This window comes from Nocardiopsis sp. CA-288880 (assembly GCF_050955985.1).
GTDB lineage: Bacteria > Actinomycetota > Actinomycetes > Streptosporangiales > Streptosporangiaceae > Nocardiopsis > Nocardiopsis tropica.
Map to the genome: position 1 here is coordinate 1,104,534 of NZ_CP192105.1, position 18,208 is coordinate 1,122,741.

Annotated in this window: 13 protein-coding genes; 7 read left to right on the forward strand and 6 right to left on the reverse strand. The window is 74.2% G+C overall.

All coding sequences use genetic code 11. From position 1 onward, the window contains the following. Positions 1 to 224 precede the first annotated feature (224 nt). A complete protein-coding gene (locus ACQPYD_RS04965; protein ID WP_433699963.1) occupies positions 225 to 416 on the forward strand; it encodes a hypothetical protein in 192 nt (63 codons plus the stop codon). Between the two features lie 57 nt (positions 417 to 473). On the opposite strand, the gene ACQPYD_RS04970 is transcribed toward ACQPYD_RS04965, so the two are convergent. Beyond that, positions 474 to 1,286 carry a TIGR03089 family protein gene (locus ACQPYD_RS04970; protein WP_433699964.1) on the reverse strand — a complete coding sequence of 271 codons (813 nt, stop codon included), beginning with the start codon at positions 1,284 to 1,286 and terminating at the stop codon, positions 474 to 476. A 424-nt stretch (positions 1,287 to 1,710) separates the two neighbouring features. On the opposite strand from ACQPYD_RS04970, the gene ACQPYD_RS04975 reads away from it, so the two are divergent. Genes ACQPYD_RS04975 through ACQPYD_RS04985 form a run of 3 tightly spaced genes read left to right on the forward strand, consistent with a single transcriptional unit; the run spans position 1,711 to position 5,881 of the window. Then, positions 1,711 to 3,765, forward strand: a complete 2,055-nt coding sequence (locus tag ACQPYD_RS04975) for a hypothetical protein (protein ID WP_433699965.1) — start codon at positions 1,711 to 1,713, stop codon at positions 3,763 to 3,765. A gap of 59 nt (positions 3,766 to 3,824) precedes the next feature. Beyond that, positions 3,825 to 4,757, forward strand: a complete 933-nt coding sequence (locus ACQPYD_RS04980; protein ID WP_433699966.1) for a glycosyltransferase family 2 protein — start codon at positions 3,825 to 3,827, stop codon at positions 4,755 to 4,757. Then, positions 4,754 to 5,881, forward strand: coding sequence for a glycosyltransferase family 4 protein (locus ACQPYD_RS04985; protein WP_433699967.1), 1,128 nt, complete (start codon positions 4,754 to 4,756; stop codon positions 5,879 to 5,881). Before ACQPYD_RS04980 ends, ACQPYD_RS04985 begins: the two co-directional genes overlap by 4 nt. A 144-nt stretch (positions 5,882 to 6,025) precedes the next feature. Here ACQPYD_RS04985 and ACQPYD_RS04990 read toward each other — a convergent pair whose 3' ends face one another. Next, the gene (locus ACQPYD_RS04990) at positions 6,026 to 6,991 is read right to left on the reverse strand and encodes a lysylphosphatidylglycerol synthase domain-containing protein (RefSeq protein ID WP_433699968.1); all 966 of its coding nucleotides are present in this window, start codon (positions 6,989 to 6,991) and stop codon (positions 6,026 to 6,028) included. A gap of 342 nt (positions 6,992 to 7,333) precedes the next feature. On the opposite strand from ACQPYD_RS04990, the gene ACQPYD_RS04995 reads away from it, so the two are divergent. Beyond that, entirely contained in the window at positions 7,334 to 9,982 is a 2,649-nt protein-coding gene (locus ACQPYD_RS04995; RefSeq protein WP_433699969.1) for a bifunctional FO biosynthesis protein CofGH, read from the forward strand. 181 nt (positions 9,983 to 10,163) lie between these two features. On the opposite strand, the gene ACQPYD_RS05000 is transcribed toward ACQPYD_RS04995, so the two are convergent. The 4 genes from ACQPYD_RS05000 to cofD all read right to left on the reverse strand — a co-directional run bounded on the left by ACQPYD_RS05000 (position 10,164) and on the right by cofD (position 15,794). Beyond that, positions 10,164 to 11,420, reverse strand: a complete 1,257-nt coding sequence (locus ACQPYD_RS05000) for a glycosyl hydrolase family 18 protein (RefSeq protein ID WP_433699970.1) — start codon at positions 11,418 to 11,420, stop codon at positions 10,164 to 10,166. Positions 11,421 to 11,692: 272 nt separating this feature from the next. Beyond that, the gene (locus ACQPYD_RS05005) at positions 11,693 to 13,276 is read right to left on the reverse strand and encodes a Na+/H+ antiporter (RefSeq protein WP_433699971.1); all 1,584 of its coding nucleotides are present in this window, start codon (positions 13,274 to 13,276) and stop codon (positions 11,693 to 11,695) included. 224 nt (positions 13,277 to 13,500) lie between these two features. Continuing rightward, positions 13,501 to 14,796 (reverse strand): coenzyme F420-0:L-glutamate ligase, encoded by a 1,296-nt coding sequence (locus ACQPYD_RS05010; protein ID WP_433699972.1) that lies wholly within the window; start codon positions 14,794 to 14,796, stop codon positions 13,501 to 13,503. Beyond that, positions 14,793 to 15,794, reverse strand: a complete 1,002-nt coding sequence (gene cofD / locus ACQPYD_RS05015; protein ID WP_433699973.1) for a 2-phospho-L-lactate transferase — start codon at positions 15,792 to 15,794, stop codon at positions 14,793 to 14,795. Before cofD ends, ACQPYD_RS05010 begins: the two co-directional genes overlap by 4 nt. Before the next feature lie 249 nt (positions 15,795 to 16,043). Here cofD and ACQPYD_RS05020 point away from each other — a divergent pair, with 249 nt between their 5' ends. Together ACQPYD_RS05020 and ACQPYD_RS05025 are read left to right on the forward strand one after the other, a co-directional pair. Further along, on the forward strand, positions 16,044 to 17,384 hold the full coding sequence (locus ACQPYD_RS05020; protein WP_433699974.1) for a hypothetical protein: 1,341 nt from the start codon (positions 16,044 to 16,046) through the stop codon (positions 17,382 to 17,384). A 239-nt stretch (positions 17,385 to 17,623) separates the two neighbouring features. Beyond that, positions 17,624 to 17,911 (forward strand): WhiB family transcriptional regulator, encoded by a 288-nt coding sequence (locus tag ACQPYD_RS05025; RefSeq protein ID WP_014908913.1) that lies wholly within the window; start codon positions 17,624 to 17,626, stop codon positions 17,909 to 17,911. Positions 17,912 to 18,208 lie beyond the last annotated feature (297 nt).

The following is an 18,208-nucleotide window of genomic DNA, read 5'->3' on the forward strand; positions in this document are numbered from 1 at the left end:
CCCGGCGGCCTCGGCGCTCGCGCCGGTCGCCGCGGCCCGGGGACGGTCCGCGGCCTCAGGCCCCTGAGGCCCCCTCAGGCCGCGGTGCGCGGTGGCACCGGCGTCTGAGGAGGGGCCCGCGCCGTATTCGGGGTGATGTGCCGATGGCGGGAGGGGCCGCCTCAGACCGACTCTGGAGCCTGTCGGGAGGAGGTCTCCCGGCGCACGGACCCCGGGGAGGCCCCATGAACCACCACGACGCCGCGGCCGAGGCCGCCGCGGCCTACCGGGCCGAGAGGGAGCGCGAGGCGGCCCGGGAGCGCCTCGTGCGCGGGGCGCTCCGTCGGGAGCGGGCGGAGCGGCGCCGGGCCGCCCGCTCCCGGCGGCCGGAGCCGCCGGACCACGGGAGCGGCGGGGCGCACGCCCCGGCCGTCTGAGGCGGGCCGGCCGCCGGAAGCCCCGGGAGACGCGCCGGGCGCGCCCCCCGGGCCGTCTCAGACCCGGCCGACCGACCGGAAGGGCATCCCGTCGAGGGGCTCCGTCCCGGCGGCGGTCCCCACCACCGTGACCTTCTCCATCTCCGCCCGCTCGACGACCTTCGCCGGGGCCGCGGGGTCCACCGGGGTCACCACGATCGGGGAGCCCGCCGCGACCGGGGCGAGCAGGAGCTCCGCGCCCCCTCCCAGCGCCGTCATCGGCGCGTCCGGCTCCAGGAACAGGCCCAGGCGGTCGTCGGCCGACAGCCCCCAGGCCGCGGCCCGCTCCCGGGCCCCGGCCGCCAGGTCCGCGCCCGTGCGGGCGCCGGAGCTCCGGAGCGCCGGCCCGTCCGGGTCGACCGGGTAGGCCGGGAAGCGGTCGCCGTACCCCCGGACCTCGACGGAGTAGTCGAGCACCATCGGCGGGACCTCGGACAGCGGCAGGCCCAGCGGGTGCAGCGAGGTGCCGACGACCTCGTCGGCGCCGCTGTCCAGCACGCTCTCCAGGAGCCCGGCGCCGGCGACCGCGACCTGCGCGCCCGCGGGGACGTCCCCGCCGTCCGGGACGAACTCCGCCACCGCGCCCACCGACCAGCACGAGAGGAGCCACGCCAGCGACTGCCAGTGCACCGGGAGGGCGATCACGACCCGGTCGCACGGCTGCACGCCCAGGCCGTCCACCAGCATGTTCGAGGTCTTGGACACCCAGTTGTCGAACGTGGCCCGGGACAGCTCCACACGGCCGCCGGAGGAGTCGTAGGAGGTCACGAACGGACGGGACGGGTCGGCGGAGACGAGTGCGCGCCACAGCTGCGCGGGAGTTTCGGACATGACCGCCACTCTAGGTGTACCGATCCGGGAGGTGAGGTACGAGGGAGCCGGGAGGGCCGCCGGCGGCGGTGTGGAACCGGTGGACGTCCACTCCGACCGGCCGGTCCCGGACCGGCCACCCCGGGATTCACGGCGATGGCAGTGGTGCGGCCGTCCGGTGGACGCCTCCCGCTTCCCCGCCCCGCACCGGCAGGGGCGGGCGTGGGCCCGTTCCCCGGCCGGGATCCGGTCGAACCGCCCGACCCCGCCGTCGGTCCGGGGCCGCCAGGGGCGGCCCCGCCCGGCACACCGTCCCGCGCCCTGCCCCGCCCGCCGTGCCCGGGACCCGCTCCGCCCGGACACGGCGGGGCCTCCGGGGCCGGAACGTCCGACGAGAACCGCCGCACGGTGTGCGTAGCCCTCCGGGAACTGCCAGAGTTGCCCCATGCGCTTGCTCCCCGGTCGGCTCCTCGCCCGTGTCACCGCGCTCCCCGCGATCGCCGCGTCGGCCTGGCTCCTGGTGGCCTTCCCCCTCCTGGCCCTCGGCTCCTTCACCCCTGTGGCGGCGGCCGTCCTGGGGACGCCCGTCGTGATCGCGGCCTGCGTGCTCGTGCCGCGGTTCGTCCCGGACCCGCCCGAGGACGAGGCCGTCCCCTGGTGGCCCCTCGTGCTCGTCGCGGTGATCACGGTCGGCTTCGCCGTCGTGCAGGTCGCCTACCACGCCGAGGCCCTGGTCATCCGCCGCGACCCCGCCTCCTACGCCATGTACACCGTGTGGATCGCGGAGAACGGCCACCTCCCCATCCCGCAGCAGCGCGAGCTCATCGCGGGCGACGATCCGGCGCTCAGCTACCAGAGCCTCGCCCACTACGACCGGGACGGGGCGATCTGGCCCCAGTTCATGGCGGGCGCGCCGCTGGTCACCTCCATCGGCTACTGGCTGGGCGGCCTCGACGGGATGCTCGTGACCACGCCCTTCCTCGGCGCGCTCGGCGTGCTCGCCTTCGCCGGGCTCACCGCGCGCCTGGTCGGCGCGCGCTGGGCCCCCCTGGGCGCCCTCGTGCTGGCCGTGTGCCTGCCCCAGCAGTGGGTGAGCCGCTTCACCTACAGCGAGCCCCTGACCCAGATCCTCCTGATCGGCGGGATGGTCCTGGCCTACGACGCGCTCGTCCGCCGCACCGCCCTCACCGACCGCTGGTCGGCCTCCCACACCCTCGCGGCCGCGGCGGGGCTGGCGTTCGGCCTCGCCCTGGTGGTGCGGATCGACGCGATCCGCGACCTGCTCCCGGTGGTCGGGTTCATCGGCCTCCTGCTCCTGGCCCGGCGGGGGCAGGCGCCGCCCCTGCTCGGAGGGCTCGCGCTCGGCGTCGGCCTGGGCCTGTACGCCGGGTACGGGCTGTCCCTGCCCTATCTGGAGTACCTGTCCGACTCCCTCAACCCCCTCCTGCTGATCAGCGCGGCGGTCATCGCGGTCACGGCCGCGGCCACGGCCGCCCTGTGGCGCTTCGGGATCCCCCGCACGGAGCGCGTCCGCTGGCTCCCCCACGCGGTGACCGCGCTCGCCCTCCTCACCATGGTCGGGTTCGCGATCCGCCCCCTGTTCTGGCCCGACTACGGCCACGGAAGCGACTTCACCGACGCCTGGGTGGCCTCGGTCCAGGAGCGGGAGGGGCTGTGGCCCGTCGAGGGCAGCCGCACCTACTACGACATGAGCCTGTACTGGGTGGGCTGGTACGTGGGCCTGGGCACCGTCCTCTTCGCCTCCCTCGGCGTGGCGCTGGTGCTGCGCCGCCTCGTCCTGCGCCGGGACCCCCAGTGGCTGCTGCCCGCCATGCTGCTGGTGTGGACCGTCACGACCACGCTCCTGCGCCCCGCCATCACCCCCGACCACCCCTGGGCGAGCAGGCGGCTGATCGTGCTGGTCATCCCGGCGTTCATCCTGTTCGCGGTCTGGTTCCTGGCGTGGCTCACCCGCCGCTGCACGGTCGCCGCGGCCCCGGGGAGTCGCGGGGCGGCCTTCCAGGTCCTCCCCGCCGTGGTCGCCGCGAGCGCCTCCCTGGCGGTGTTCCTCCCCGCCGCGGCCACCTCGGCCGCCGGGATCATGGGGTACAGGCAGGACGTGGGCTCGGTCGCGGCCACCGAGGAGCTGTGCGCGTCGCTGCCGGAGGACGCGTCGGTGGTCGTGGTCGACCCCGGCATGGCCGGGAACTACATGCCGCTCCTGCGGAACGTCTGCGGCGTCCCCACCGCGGCGATGGACGAGCCGACGCCGGAGGACCTCGACCGGGTGGTCGCCGAGATCCACGGCCGCGGGCGCGACGCGGTCCTGGCCGCCTCGGACTGGCAGGTGCTGGAGGGCCTGACCGGGAGCACGGAGAACGTCGAGCGGCCGTTCCACGTCCTGGCGCAGATGGATCCGAGTACCCTCATGGAACCCCCGACAGGCCACTGGACCTTCAACGAGAGCGTGTGGGTGACCGTGCTCCCCGCCGGGGGATGACCCCGCCCCCGCGGCCCCGCCACGCCCCCGTCCGCACCCGCACCCGCTGAGAAGAACCCATGAGCCAGACGAGCGACGACATCCGCCGGCCCGCCGAGACCCCGCCCGTGCGGGTCACCATCGTGCTGCCCTGCTACAACGAGGAAGACCACGTCGTCGACGAGGTCAAACGGATCTGTGCCGCCATGGACGGCTCCGGCTACGGCTACGAGCTGCTCGCGGTGGACGACGCCTCCACCGACCGCACCCTGGAGCGCCTGCGCGACGTGCAGGGCCTCTACCCGCACATGCGCGTCATCGCGTTCGGGCACAACGGCGGGTCCGGCACCGTGCGCCGGCTCGGCAGCCAGCGGGCGCGGGGCGAGTTCGTGGTGTGGACCGACGCGGACATGAGCTACCCCAACGAGCGCATCCCCGAACTCGTCGCCATGCTCGACGCCGACCCCGAGCTGGACCAGGTCGTGGGCGCCCGCACCCAGGAGATGGGCTCGCACAAGGCGCTGCGGGTCCCCGCCAAGTGGATGATCCGCAAGATCGCCGAGCGGCTCACCAACACCCGCATCCCCGACCTCAACTCCGGGCTGCGCGTCTTCCGGCGCGACGTCGCCCGCCCCTACCTGAGGCTGCTGCCGCCCGGGTTCTCCTGCGTCACCACCATCACTCTGGCGTTCCTGTCCAACCAGCACCCGGTGAGGTACGTGCCCATCGAGTACGCGAAGCGGGCGGGCACGTCCAAGTTCCACTTCGTCAGCGACGCCTACCGGTACATCCTGCAGGTGCTGCGCATGGTCATGTACTTCAACCCGCTCAAGGTCCTCATGCCGCCCGCGCTGGTGCTGCTGGGCCTCGGCACGGCCAAGTTCGTGTTCGACCAGGTGCGCAACCCGCTGTACATCCCCAACAACACCGTCATGATCCTGATGACGGGCCTGATCATCGCGGCGATCGCGCTGCTGGCCGACCTGATCGTGCGCTCCCGGGAGAACCCGTGACCGGCGCTCCGCCCCGGGTGGCGCTCGTGGGGCCCGCCCACCCGTACAAGGGCGGCGGGGCCAGGCACACCACCGAGCTCGCCCACCGGCTGAGCGCGCTCGGCCACCCCACGGCGATCGAGTCCTGGCGCGCCCAGTACCCCGCCGCCCTCTACCCGGGGCGGCAGACCATAGCCGACCCCGAGGGGGAGCCGTACCCGGACACCCGCCGCGACCTGGCCTGGTACCGGCCGGACGGGTGGTGGCGGGCGGGGCGGCGGCTGGCGCGCGAGGCCGACCTCGTGGTCCTCACCGTGTTCTCGCCGGTCCAGGTGCCCGCCTACCTCGGCATCCTCGCCGGGGTGCGGTCCCGTCGCGGCGCCACCAGGGTGGTGGCGCTGTGCCACAACGTGCTGCCGCACGAGCGGCGGCCGGTCGACGTGTCCCTGGTCCGCGCCCTGCTGCGCCGGACCGACGGCGTGGTCACGCACTCGCCCGGGCAGGCCCTCCTCGCCGAGGGCCTGCTCGGCCCGGACCGAGCCCTGCCCGTGGTCGCCGAGATGCCGCCGCACCTGCCCGAGACGGGGGGAGCCGCGGCCGCGGACGGCGTGCCCCCGGGCGGCGAGCGCAGGCACCTGCTGTTCCTCGGCATCGTCCGCCCCTACAAGGGCGTCGACCTGCTGCTGCGCGCCCTGGCCGAGGGGGCGCCGCCGGACGTGACGCTGACCGTGGCGGGGGAGTTCTGGGGCGGGACGGCCGAGCTGGAGGCCCAGGCCGCAGCCCTCGGGATCGCCGACCGGGTCCGGCTCCTCGACGGGTACGTGCCCGCGGAGGACCTCCCCGGCCTGTTCGGCTCCGCCGACGCCGTCGTCCTGCCCTACCGGACCGCCACCGCCACCCAGAACGTGTGGCTGGCCCACGAGCACGGGCTGCCGGTCGTGGCGACCCGTGCCGGGACGCTCGCGGACCACGTGCGCGAGGGGGTCGACGGCCTGCTGTGCGAGCCGGGCGACGCGGCCGACCTGGCCCGCGCGCTCGGCGAGTTCTACGCCCCGGGGGAGCCGGCGCGGCTGCGCGCCGGGGTCCGCCCGGTGGACGCCGACCCCTACTGGCGTGCCTACACCGAGCGCCTGCTCGGGGCCTGAGGGGCGGGACGCCGGGGGGAGGACGGGCTCCGGTGCTCGGCGCGCCCGCACGTGCCCGGTCGGCGAGGACGCGGATCCGGGCTCGGCGCGCCCGTGCGGGGCCGCCGCTCTCGCCCGTGCGGGCGGCGGCTGCGGCCGGCGGGCTCAGCGCGCCCGCGCGGGGCCGCCTCGCGACGCGCCGGCGCCCGGCTCCGGCGCGGGCGACAGCACGACCGACAGCCCCGCCCAGGCCAGGTCCGCGGCGGTCATCACCAGCCGCGACAGCACCGCCACCACCAGGGCCGCCCCGGCGTCCACCACCGGGGCCAGCGCCACCACCAGGACCGCCTCGCGCACGCCCAGCCCGGCGGGGGCGAACACGACCAGCAGGCCCAGCGTCCAGGCCAGCGCGTACGCGCCGACGGCCGGGCCCAGAGAGCGCACCGCGTCGCCGCCGACGGCCCAGGTCAGCAGCCACACGTGGGCCCCCAGGGGGACCCACGCCACCAGGGTCCACCCCGCGGCCGCGGCCATCGCCCTCCCGCCGAGACCGAGCGGACCGGCCTCCGCCACCTCCCGGAAGCGCGCGAACGGGCGGGCGGCCAGCCGGATGCCCAGGCCGACCACGCGGGGGTGCAGGGCGGCGAGCAGGAGCGGCGCCAGCGCCAGCGCCCACCACCAGCGCCGGGCGGCCTCCGCCGACGACAGGGGCAGGGCGACCGCGGCGACGGCCAGGCTCACCGCGACCGTCACGCCGACGGCGAGCAGGGTCGCGGCGGCGCCGCGGGACCGCGGAACGGCCCGGTCACGGGCCAGCTCGACCTGGGCGACGAACGCCCACACCGAGCCCGGGAGGTACTTGCCCAGCTGGCCCACGAACATCACGCGGGACGCCACCCGGCGCGGCAGCGGTGAGCCGAGCCCGGCCAGCAGGGCCCTCCAGGCGAGCATCTGCGCGGTCAGCCCCGCCATGCCCGAGAGGACCGCGGCCGGGAGCACCCACAGCGGGAGCTCGGCGGCGGCGTCCCGGGCCTGCGCCCAGTTCGCGTGCAGGGCCGCGCCCGCGCACGCGCACACCGCCAGGAAGAGGGCCAACCGGACCCACGGGTTGCCGCGCAGCCGACTCAGCACGCAACTCCTCCTTCGCTCACCTGCCGACCCTATGTCTCTTCCGGTACGCCCAGGGCCGGACCGTCGCCCGGCCCGTCCGGGGTCGCACCCGTGGTCCGGCCGGTTCGGGATCGCGCCAGTGGACCGGCCTTCGGTGAGCGCGTCTGTGGTCCGGCAGGCCCGGGGCGTCCCCGCCGGGACGGCACGGGGTGGCGGGGGAGGGGCCGGGGCCCGACCACCGCCGGCGCGGCCCGGCGCCGGAGGGGGTTCCGCCGCTCGCGCGCCGGGGCGGCGGCCCCGGACCCCTCCGCGAGCGGCGATGCGTCCGCGTGGGCGGAACGGCCGGGGCGTAGGGTGCGCTCTATGAGTGGTGCGAACGACCCCTTCCCCGTGTCCTCCCAGGCCCCGGCCTCCCGGCCGCCGACCCCCTCCGCGATGCGCCGGGCCCTGGCGAGGGCCCGGGACGGCAAGACGCTCGACGTCTCCGAGGCGGAGGTCCTCCTGCACGCGAGGGGGGAGGACCTGGAGACCCTGCTCGAACACGCCGGCCGGGTGCGCGACGCCGGGCTGGAGGCCGCGGGCCGCCCCGGCGTCGTCACCTACAGCCGCAAGGTGTTCGTCCCCCTGACCCGCCTGTGCCGCGACCGCTGCCACTACTGCACGTTCGCGACGGTCCCCGGCCGTCTGGACTCGCCCTTCATGTCGCCCGACGAGGTCCTGGAGATCGCCCGCAAGGGCGCCGAGGCGGGCTGCAAGGAGGTGCTCATCACCCTCGGGGACCGGCCCGAGGACCGGTGGAAGCAGGCCGCCGAGTGGCTCGACGCGCACGGCTACGACGACACCCTGTCCTACGTGAGGGCCGTGGCGATCATGGTCCTGGAGGAGACGGGGCTCCTCCCGCACCTCAACCCGGGCGTGATGACCTGGGCGGACTTCCAGCGGCTCAAGCCGGTCTCCCCGTCGATGGGGATGATGCTGGAGACCACCTCCACCCGGCTCTTCACCGAGAAGGGCCAGGCGCACTACGGCAGTCCCGACAAGGACCCCGCGGTGCGGCTGCGGGCGCTGGAGGACGCGGGGCGCTCCAGCGTCCCCTTCACCACCGGCATCCTCCTGGGGATCGGCGAGACGGTCGCCGACCGCGCCGAGTCCGTCTTCGCGATGCGCGGGGTCTCCCGCCGCCACGGCGGCGTCCAGGAGGTCATCGTGCAGAACTTCCGCGCCAAGCCCGGCACCGCGATGATGCACCGGCCCGACGCCGAACGCGAGGAGATGGCCGCCACGATCGCGGTCACCCGCCTGGTCATGGGCCCCAAGGCGCACATCCAGGCGCCCCCGAACCTCATCGGGGCGGAGTCGGGCGGCGTGGACGAGTACGCGCTGATGCTGCGCGCGGGCATCGACGACTGGGGCGGCGTCTCGCCGCTCACCGCCGACCACGTCAACCCCGAGCGCCCCTGGCCCCAGATCGACGACCTGGCCGCGCGCACCGCCGACCAGGGGTTCACGCTCCGCGAGCGGCTCACCGTCTACCCCGAGTACATCCGCGCGGGTGAGCCGTGGCTCGACCCCCGCCTGGCCGGGCACGTCGCGGCGCTCGCCGACCCGGAGACCGGCCTGGCCCGCGAGGACGCGGTCATCGAGGGGAGGCCCTGGCAGGAGCGCGAGGCCGTCCTGGTCTCCTCCGGCCGCACCGACCTGCACACGGGCATCGACACCGAGGGGCGCACCGGCGACCGCCGGAGCGACTTCGACTCCGTCTACGGCGACTGGGACGAACTGCGCTCCGGAGTGGACCGGGACGGCGCTGTGCCCCGCAGGTTCGACCCGGACATCGCCGCGGCGCTGCGCAGCGCGGAGGCCGACCCCGCCGGGCTGGACGACGACGAGGCGCTCGCCCTGCTGCACGCCGACGGCCCCGAGCTCGAAGCCCTCACGGACCTGGCCGACCGCGTACGGCGCGACGTCGTCGGTGACGACGTCACGTACGTCGTGACCAGGAACATCAACTTCACCAACGTCTGCTACACCGGCTGCCGGTTCTGCGCGTTCGCGCAGCGCCGCACCGACGCCGACGCGTACACGCTCTCGCTCGACCAGGTGGCCGACCGGGCCGAGGAGGCCTGGAAGGCCGGGGCGACCGAGGTGTGCATGCAGGGCGGCATCCACCCGGACCTGCCCGGCACCGCCTACTTCGACATCGCGTCGGCCGTGCGCGAACGCGTCCCGGACATGCACGTCCACGCGTTCAGCCCGATGGAGGTGGTCAACGGGGCCGCCCGCACCGACCTGCCGGTGCGCGAGTGGCTGACCCGGGCCCGCGAGGCGGGGCTGGGGTCCCTCCCCGGCACGGCCGCGGAGATCCTCGACGACGAGGTCCGCTGGATCCTCACCAAGGGCAAGCTGCCCGCGAGCGAGTGGATCGACGTGATCACGGCCGCGCACGACCTGGGCATCCCGACCACGTCGACGATGATGTACGGCCACGTGGACTCGCCGAGGCACTGGGTGGCGCACATCAAGCTGCTGCGCTCCCTCCAGGAGCGGTCGGTCGAGCGCAACGGGCGCCGCGGGTTCACCGAGTTCGTGCCGCTGCCGTTCGTGCACACCAACTCGCCCATCTACCTGGCCGGGCTGGCCCGCACGGGCCCGACCGTCAGGGAGAACCGCGCGGTGCACGCCCTGGCCCGCCTGCTGCTGCACGGCCACATCGACAACATCCAGTGCTCGTGGGTGAAGCTGGAGGAGGACACCTGCCGCCAGCTGCTGACGGGCGGCGTGAACGACGTGGGCGGCACCCTGATGGAGGAGACCATCAGCCGCATGGCCGGCTCGGGGCAGGGGTCGTACAAGACGATCACCGACATCCGCTCCATGGTCGAGCCGACCGGTCGGCCGGTCCGGCAGCGCACCACCCTCTACGGGGAGGTGCCGCAGGAGCGGCAGCGCGTCGCGGAGGCCAGCGACGGCGTGGCGCCGAGCGTCCTGCGCCCGTCCCTCCCCCTGGTCTGAGGGGTCCGCCGGCGGGCGGGCGCGCCTCCGGGACCGAGGAGCACGAAGGGGCGGAACGCCGGGTGACGGCGTTCCGCCCCTTCTCCTGGGCGGCGGACCCCCACCGGGATGGGAGTGGTGGGAGGGGGTCCGCGCGGACCGCGCGCGGCGGGAGGGGAGGGGCCTCCGCGCGGTCATGGCTCTAGCAGGCGCCGACGTCGGTCCAGACGCCCCACTCGCCGGTCGTGCCCGGCTCCTCGCCCCGGGTCCACCAGCGGGCCTGGTACTCGCGGCCGCCGTGGGCCACGCGGTCGCCCTGGGTGTAGGTGGAGCCGGACGTCCAGGCGGAGGCGGTGCACTCGCCGGGCTGCTGGGTGGGCTGCTCGGTGGGCTGCTCCGTCGGCTGCCCGCCGCCCGGGTTGCCCAGGCGGGCGGAGACGGTGTTCGCGAAGGCGTAGCCGCTGGTGGCGTCCCAGTTGATCGACCAGGTCATCACGCCGCCGATGGGGCCGTACGGCGTCTGGGGTGAGAACGAGCCGCAGTTGGCGCCGGTCTCCAGGCAGTCGAGTGCGCGCACCACCTGGCTCGGCGCCATGTAGCCGCCGCCGGCGGCGGAACGCACCGCGGGCAGGCCCAGGCCGACCTGGTCGGGGCGCAGCCCCATCTCCAGCTGGATGCAGGCGAGCGCCGCGACGAAGTCCGGGGTGCCCTGGCTGTACACCTGGCCGTCGCAGCCGAGCATCGACCCGGAGTTGTAGTACTGCATGTTCACGATGGTGAGGATGTCGGCGATGTTCGTCGCGAGCTTGTAGTACTCGCGGTCGGGGCTCTGGAAGTCGATGGTCTGCGGCGCCATGGTGACGATCAGGCCCGGACCGACCCGGGAGCCGAGGTCGTGCAGGGCGGCGGACATGTGCTGGGCGTTGATGCCGTGCTCCAGGTCGATGTCGACCCCGTCGAACCCGTAGTCCTGCATCAGCTGGTGGGCGGTGTCGGCGAAGTTCCGCGCCTGGGTCGGGTTGGTGACGTTCACGTGGCCGAGCTCGCCGCCCACGGAGATGATGACCTTGCGCCCCTGGGCCTGGACGGCCGCGATGTCGCTCCGGAACTGCGCGTCGGTGTAGCCGCCCAGTTCGCTGCTCGCGAGGTTGAAGGTGATGCCGCCGTCGAGGGTGGCGTGGTTGTCGGCGAAGGCGACGGCCACCATGTTGTACTCGGCGGGGATCTCCGTCAGCGGCATCACCCCGGAGCCGTTCTCGAAGTTGTGCCAGTAACCGGTGAGCCACTGCCCGGTCTGCTGGGTCTGGACGGTCTCGCCGTCGGCCACGGTCTCCGCCTCGGTGGGAGAGGGGGCGATCTGGGTGAAGCCGGCCACGAGTGCGGCCGCCAGAACCGCGAAGGTACCGGCGAGAGCGGCTTTGCGTCCCTTGGACCGGCTGTGGCGATGAGTCCTGAGCATGGGGGTGCTCCTTTCGTCGAGCGGGGGAGACGAAGGGGGCTCCCGGGGGAGCCGCTTAATTGTTAGGAAACTTTAAAGTTGGCTTCCGGTCCCGTCAATGAAAATGGTAAGGAAAGTTTGCAGTTTTCTTTGGGATCGAGTACCACCTTCTTCGGAGGCGCGTACCGCGCAACGGACCGGGGCTCCGCCGTTCGGTCGTCCGTGCGGCGCCTCCGGCCGGACATCCGAACGGCGGCCCCGCCGGCTCCGCGGGACCCCGGGCGCGGCCCCGCTCACGCGCCGTACGGGCCGGTCCCCGTGTCCCGGATGTCCAGGTCGCGGCTCATCTCCCGGAAGACCTCGTGGTCGATGTCGCCCTTCCGGTACATCGACATCAGCGTGTCCCGCCGCGCCTGCGTGATCTGGGCGTGCACCGCCTTGCCGCTGTTCACCCGCTGCCGGGCCCGGCCGTCCCCCGCGTCCAGCAGCCCCCGCACCTGGCTCACCCGGCGGACGTACACGCCGCGCAGGGAGTCGGCGGTCTTCTCGTCCAGCTCCCCCTCGCGGAGGAGCTCGTCCACCTTGCCCAGAGCCGCACAGCTCATCTGCTCGTCCGCCCGCAGGAACTCCCGCTGCCGCGCGCCCTCCTCCGCGAGGCCCAGCAGCCGCAGCAACGGTGGCAGCGTCGTCCCCTGGCCCACCAGCGTCCCCAGCACCACCGCGCCCGCCACGAACACCAGCGCGCCCCGGTCGGTGAAGGGCTCCCCGCCCAGAGTGGCGGGCAGGGACAGGGCGATCGCCAGCGACACCGCCCCGCGCATCCCGCTCCACCCGATGACGATCCGCTCCCGGAAGGACGAGACCTCCAGGTTGAGGAACCGCACCACCCGCTGCACCGGGATGACGGCCAGCATCAGCGCCATGCGCAGGACGACCGCCGCGGCCGTCGTCGCCAGGGCGACCCCGAGCAGACCCAGGAGGGCGAAGTGGTCCCGCACGGCCGCCGCCACCGCGTCCAGCTGGAGCCCCAGCACCACGAACAGCATCGACTCCAGCAGGCTCACGAGCGTCGACCAGATCGTCTGCCCGTTCACCCGCACCCTCGGCGGCAGCAGGCCCTCGCCCCGCGTGCCCAGGTAGAACCCGGCGACCACCGCCGCCAGAACGCCGGAGAACCCGGCCATCTCCGCCGGGATGTACGCGGCGAACGGCGTGACCAGCACCACCATCAGCTGGAGGGACGGGTCCCGCATGCGCGTACGCGACCACGCGACCGCCGCGGCCACCACGGCCCCGTAGAGGAGGCCGCCCACCACGACCTTCGCCAGCTCCACCACGCCCTCCTGCGGCGTGAGCGGACGCGCCATCGCTGTGACGGCCAGGCTGAACAGGGTCAGCGCCACCCCGTCGTTGATCAGGGACTCGCCCTCCAGGATCGTCAGCACCCTGCGCGGGGTGCCCACCCGCTTGAGGACGGCCGACGCGGCCACGGCGTCCGTCGGCGCGATCGCCGCGCCCAGGGCGATCGCGGCGGGCCACCCCACCGAGGGCATCAGCAGGTGGAGGACAGCGGCCAGGCCGAACGCGGTGGCCAGCGTCACCCCCACCGCCATCACGGCGATGGGCCGCATCAGGTCGCGCATGTCGCGGGGCGAGGAGAAGAACGCCGCGTTGTAGATCAGCGGCGGCAGGAACACGAGGAGGATGACCTCGGGGGAGACCGACAGCGAGTGCATCCACGGCACGACCCCCAGGGCCATGCCGAGCAGCACCAGCACGACCGCGCCCGGCACCCGGAGCCGCCCCGCGACCAGCCGGCCGCAGACCACCGCGACCACGATCACCAGCGTGGCGACCACGTACTCCTCGACGTCCATCCCGCGCCCCCCGCTCGACTCCCGGCCGGACCAGGATCGCGCCGCCGGTCCCCCGGCGCCTCCGGACGCGCCGGGGGACCGGCGGGAGGACCCGGGCCCGCGCCGTCCGCCGAGGAGCCCTCGCCGCGGGCAGGCCCCGGAAAGGACGGACGCCGGCCCCGCGGTGCGGGAGCCGGCGTCCTGGGGCGGTGGACGCGGGCCCCCGCCCGGGGCCGCCGCGCCCGCTACCGCACCGTGACGAAGTCCTCCGGGTCGCGCGGCGGGCGGTCCCGCGGGGGCTCGGCCGCGTGCCCCACGGCCACCGACCCCATCGGCTGCCAGTCCCGGGGCACGTCCAGCACCTCGCGCACCACGTCCGCGCAGAACATGGTCGAGGAGATCCAGGCCGAGCCCAGCCCCTCCATGGCCAGCCCCACCAGCAGGCTCTGCACCCCGGCGCCCATCGCCACCTGGAACATCGACCGCTCGGCGTCCGCCCGGCGCGCGTCGGGGTAGGGGTGTGCGCCGTCGGCCACGAGGAAGGGCACCACCAGGTACGGCGCACCGCGCAGCACGTCGCCGCGCCGCGTCCGCCTGGCGATCTGCTCCTCGGTGAAACCGTCGCCGCGCAGGTCGGCCACCCACGCCTGCAGCATGGCGTCGAGCAGCTTCTTCCTCGTCTGCGCCGACTCCACCAGCACGAACCGCCACGGGGTCGTGTGGTGGGGCGCGGGGGCCGTCACCGCCGCGGCCACCGCGCGCCGCACGGCGGCGGGGTCCACGGGATCGTCGGTGAACGAGCGCACCGTCCGCCGGGCCGGGACCACGTCCCGCGACCCGTACCGGAAGAGGTCCTCGTCCGCGGGCCGGACCAGCTCGGCCGCGCCGGGCCCGTCCTCCTCGGTGACCAGCGCGCCCAGGCCGGTGACGACCGCGACCGGGACACCGCTCGTCTTGCCCTTGACCAGTTCCCCCGCCGCGGCGATCTCGTCGGCGACCGCGCTGACGGTCGCCTCCATCAGGTTGCCGTGGGTGTCCTCGGTGCCCCGCAGGTCCTGGACGGCCGGGAGCCCGGCCGCGCCGATGGCGACGTCGGTCTGGCCTATCCGCCACGGGCGCCCGAAGGTGTCGGAGACGATCACCCCCACGTTGACGCCCGGGCGCGCGCGCAGCCCGGCGCGGATCGCCCGGGCGGAGGCGTCGGAGTCCTCGGGCAGCAGCAGGACGGTGCCGGGCTCGACGTTGGAGGCGTCCACCCCGGCCGCGGCCATGACCAGGCCCTGCCGCGTCTGCACGATCCGGGTGTGGCCCGCGCGGGCGACCACCCGGACGGTCTCGGCGTCCGCGGCCTCGTCCCGGCCCATCCGCCGGGAGCGCCCCTCGGCCTTGCTGACCACCTTGGAGGTGACCACGACGATGTCGCCGTCGGCCAGGGGGATCCCGGAGGCCTCCGCCGCGTCGGCGACCAGGGCGGCCAGGTCGTCGCCCTCGCGTACCTCGGGGATGCCGCCCAGGCCGCGTACCCGCAGTTCGGCGCTCAACCCCCGGCCCTCCCGTCCGCGGCGCCGCGCCCCGCCAGCTCCACGGCCAGGTCGACCGCGGCCCGGGCGATCGCCTCGGTGGCGGCGGGATCGCTCATGTACAGGGGGCGCGAGCGCACCTCCACGCCCTCGACCTCGGTGCCGGCGTCGGCGTCGTCCACCAGCCAGCCGTCCAGGAGGTCGGAGCCCAGGTGCTCGGCGACCGCGCCCGCGCCGGTCTCCACGCCGATCGCGGTCAGGCAGGCGTCGGCCATGCCGCGCACCGGCGCCCCGCCGATGATGGGGGAGACGCCCACGACGGTCTTGCCGACCATGGCCTCGCGGATGCCGGGCACGTTGAGGATCGACCCGACGCTGACCACGGGGTTGGACGGGGGGAGGATGACGGCGTCGGCCTCGGCGACGGCGGCCAGCACGCCGGGGGCGGGCGCGGCCGCGTCGGCGCCGACGCTGATGATCTGCTCGGCCGGCAGGGCGGCCCGGTGCCTGATCCACCACTCCTGGAAGTGGATCGCCCGGCGCCCTCCGCCGTCGTCGACGACCACGTGCGTCTCGACCTGGTCGTCGGTCATGGGGAGCAGGCGCACGCCCGGCCGCCAGCGGTCGCAGAGCGCCTCGGTGATCGCGGAGAGGGGGTACCCGGCCGCGATCATCTGGGCGCGCACGATGTGGGTGGCGGTGTCCCGGTCGCCCAGGCCGAACCAGGTGGGCTTCATCCCGTAGGCGGCGAGCTCCTCCTTGACGGTGAAGGTCTCGTCGCTCCTGCCCCAGCCCTGTTCCTCGTCGATCCCCCCGCCGAGGGTGTACATCACGGTGTCCAGGTCCGGACAGATCCTCAGACCGAAGAGGGTGATGTCGTCACCGGTGTTCCCGATGACGGTGATGGTGTTGACCGTGGTCTGCTCGTCGGTGGCCGGTGCGCCGATTCCGAGCGCGGCCTTGAGGCCGCGCAGGAAACGCGCACCGCCGATACCGCCGGCCGGTACGACTATCCGCATGCGCCCAAGTCTGGCAGGCTGGGGGCGTGTATGGGTCGTCTGCCCCGCCGTGGGCTCGCGCCCCTCGTGTGACCGTTCCGGTACCGGGAGTCCGTGAACCCCGGGGCGAAGGTCGCCGTCTCACCCCTTCGGCCCGATCCGGTGTCCCCCCGCACCTTCACCCGGACGCGGCCGATTCACCCGACAGTCCGACGATATGCCAAGCTTCCACCGACGCGACGGCGAAGAAGCAGCAGAGGGGAACCTCTCTTGAACAACGAAACACTAGAACGCCTGCGCCTTCCCGGGGCCTGGGTCCTGGTCGGCGCGGTGGGAGCGTCCATGCTCTCGGGCCTCATCCGACTGATCGCGGGCTCCGCGTACCCGGGCAGCTTCTCCGGTGCGATGGGCGGGGCGAGCGGGTCGTTCTTCGGCCTCCACGTCCCGCTGCTGCTGGCCGCCGCGGCCGCACTCGTGCTGACGAGCGAGCGCACGCGCCGGGCGGCGTCGCCGATCGTGCTCATCGGCATGATCATGAGCGCGGTCGGCCTGCTGTTCGCCGCGATCAACCTCATCGCCGAGTTCGTCGGCGCGGCCGACGCCGGGAACATCGGCCTGGGCTTCGCGGGCTTCGTGTCCACGCTCGGCTCCGCCGCGGTGCTCGGCATCGTCGGCTTCGTCCTGCTCAAGGTCTTCGGGGACCCGACGCTGGTGCCCCGGCCCGCGCCGCAGCAGCAGTACCAGTACCCGCCGCAGCAGTACCCGCCCGCGACCGGCGCGCAGCAGTCCTTCGCGCAGCCCGCGTACCCGGGGCAGGACGCGGGCTTCCCGGCCGCGGCCGACCCCGCGCAGACCGGGTCCGGGATCCAGCAGGGGTACGACGCCTCGCAGCAGTACGGTCAGCAGTACGCGGCCGACGCGGCCCAGCAGCAGTACGGGACGGGCGCCCAGCAGGGCTACGCCCAGTACGGCCAGCAGGCGGACGCCTCCGGGCAACAGCAGGCCTACGACGCTTCCCAGCAGTACGGTCAGCAGTACGGGACGGGCGCCCAGCAGGGCTACGCCCAGCAGGGGTACGACGCCTCCCAGCAGTACGGCCAGCAGGCCGACGCCTCCGGGCAGCAGCAGGCCTACGACGCCTCGCAGCAGTACGGTCAGCAGTACGCGGCCGACGCGGCCCAGCAGCAGTACGGGACGGGCGCCCAGCAGGGCTACGCCCAGCAGGGGTACGACGCCTCCCAGCAGTACGGCCAGCAGGCCGACGCGGCCCAGCAGCAGGCCGAGTACGGCCAGGCCTACGACCCGGCCCAGTACGCCCCGCAGAGCACCGAGCAGATGCCCGTCGTCGGCGAGCAGGCCGCCCAGGACGCCATCCAGTACGGCTGGTACCAGGGCGCCGACCAGGGCCGGCCCGCGCAGGACGCCCAGTCCGAGGGTAAAGTTGATCCATTCTTTAACTCGGGCGAGAACAACGGTACGGACGCGTCCGGACAGGGCGGCGGATCGTACGGAGGCCAGTACGGCTCGGGCGCCGGATACGGCTCTGACCAGCAAGGACAGGGCGGTACCGGTGGCCAGCAGGGCTGGTACGGCAGCGAGGACAAGCGCTGATCCCCGATCGGGGCTCCACGCACTCCACCGCCCTGGAAGGCCGTGAATTGCGTGGTAATCCACAGAACGGACATCTCCGAGTCGCCGTTGGCGGTTCGTTACATGATATTCAGTGGATTACCACGCAGGGCGCTTGACTCGAAGCAAGCGGCGCGCGTGTAATTTCAAGGTGGGATTCCACCCGGCCCGGGGGACGAAAATGGGTCGGGGACATCTATGGGGGGCAACAGGAGGTGCGCATGAGCGAGGTCATCCCGCTGGCGCACGGCTCGGACGAAGATCTGGGCTGGCAGGAACGTGCCCTGTGCGCGCAGACGGACCCGGAGGCGTTCTTCCCCGAGAAGGGCGGCTCGACACGGGAGGCCAAGAAGGTCTGCCAGTCGTGCGAGGTCCGTGCGGAGTGCCTGGAATACGCGCTGGAGCACGATGAGCGCTTCGGCATCTGGGGGGGACTCTCCGAACGCGAGCGCCGTAGGCTGAAGAAAGCCGCCGGGGGAGATTTCGATTTCCTGGCGGACATGCTCTAGGGCACGCGTCCACGACGCGCGTCCGGGCCACGAGCCCGGGCGCGCGTCTTTCATGTTCCCGGCCGTTCCGGGGACCGGGTGACGATTGCCGCGCACACCCCCGGGTAGTGAATAAGCCGATATGGGGGTCCGGGGCGGGGCGAGACGAATAGACCCGTAATGGCGCCGGGTGGCGTATCGTGATGTCCCGCGCGCGCGAGCCGCCCCCGGCGCACCCACGCGCCCGCCGGCCCCACGGCCGGACCCACGCGGACCCGAACGGGGTCCTGCCCCCTTCTCCCGGAGAGATCCCACCAC